Origin of the sequence: Marinomonas gallaica (genome assembly GCF_001639745.1) — a bacterium.
Classification (GTDB): domain Bacteria; phylum Pseudomonadota; class Gammaproteobacteria; order Pseudomonadales; family Marinomonadaceae; genus Marinomonas; species Marinomonas gallaica.
The window spans coordinates 1-1,372 of record NZ_LTAX01000045.1 but is presented as its reverse complement, the minus strand read 5'-3'; the positions used below and the strand labels follow the sequence as shown (position 1 = coordinate 1,372).

Below are 1,372 nucleotides of genomic sequence, written 5' to 3'. Positions count from 1 at the left end.
CCCGCCCTCCTAACTATGTGCCATGCTTAATGTGCAAACCAAGCAAACCGGCATTTAAGTTAAAAGGAGCGAGTCCTATGAAAAATATTAGCATCCTAGGCATTGATTTGGCGAAACATGTTTTCCAATTACATGGCGTTAATAAAAGTGGTAAAGCTGTTTTAAAGAAACGCTTAAACAGGTCAGAGCTAAAAGAGTTCGTTGCTAACCTTCCAGCATGTTTGATTGCCATGGAGGCCTGCAGTGGCTCTCATGCTTGGGCTCGAATGTTCGAAAAAATGGGGCATAAAGTTAAAGTTATCTCTCCCCAGTATGTGAAGCCTTTTGTTCAGGTTCACAAAAATGACATGCGGGATGCAGCAGCGATTGCAATGGCTGCATCACACCAAGGTGTTCCCTCGGTCATGGTTAAAAGTGAAGAGCAGCTTGATCTGCAAGCGATTCATAGAGTGCGAGAACGCTTAGTACGTGAGAAAACAGCGATTAGTAATGAACTGAGAGGCATATTGGCTGACATGGGCGTCATTATCCCAACAGGTCATGCCAGCATTCGTGTACTGCTACCTAGCATTCTAGAAGATGCAGAGCAGCCAATTACTTACCAAGGTAGACAGTTGCTATCTGATCTGAGGGAGCAGTGGTTAGAGACGGAAGCACACATACACCGATATGACGTCATGCTTCAAACCTATGTGAAAGAGAATGAAGACTGTAAAAAGCTATTAGAAATTCCAGGCATCGGTCCAATCAATGCTTCGTTACTTCTATGTTATGCAGGAGACGCAAAGCGTTTTGCCAGTGCCAGACATTTTGCCGCATCACTAGGCTTAGTTCCAAAGCAGGCTTCTAGTGGTGGTAAAGAGCGCCTACTTGGAATTAGTAAGCGCGGAAATAAACATGTTAGAAAGCAATTGGTACATGGAGCACGATCTGCTTATCGGGTTTTGTTAAAAGAAGAATCCAGTGGACGTTTAAGCGACTGGGCAAAACGAATGAAAGATAGCGGCAAACACGTTAATAAGATAGTCGTGGCTCTGGCCAACAAAATGGCTCGTATCGTGTGGTGCTTAATGATGAAAGAAACGAATTATCAGCGTTAGACGTTAAAACCGTACTACATTAGACAATCCAAAGAAGTTAAACAGGCACACCCAAAGCGTTGCGCAGACTATTAAGACAAAACAGATAAAATCGGCTCATTTATCCTAAGCAGCGAGGTGGCTCTTAGAAGCCGAGTAGGAAATTAGGAAAATGGGAGCACATCTCTTTATGGCCGAGCAGATATGCTCAATAAAAGTAGGCCGAATATAAGCGTGCAACTTTACTCTGTCTTATCGAAATAGCTTGCAACAGTCGGGCGGGTCCATATAAC

1 protein-coding gene is annotated in these 1,372 nt (G+C 43.7%); it reads left to right on the top strand.

What is annotated here, in order from left to right; translation table 11 throughout:
- The first annotated feature begins 77 nt into the window (after window positions 1-77).
- Window positions 78-1,100, top strand: a complete 1,023-nt coding sequence (locus tag AYW76_RS18500; RefSeq protein ID WP_067224029.1) for an IS110 family RNA-guided transposase — start codon at window positions 78-80, stop codon at window positions 1,098-1,100.
- Window positions 1,101-1,372: the final 272 nt, after the last annotated feature.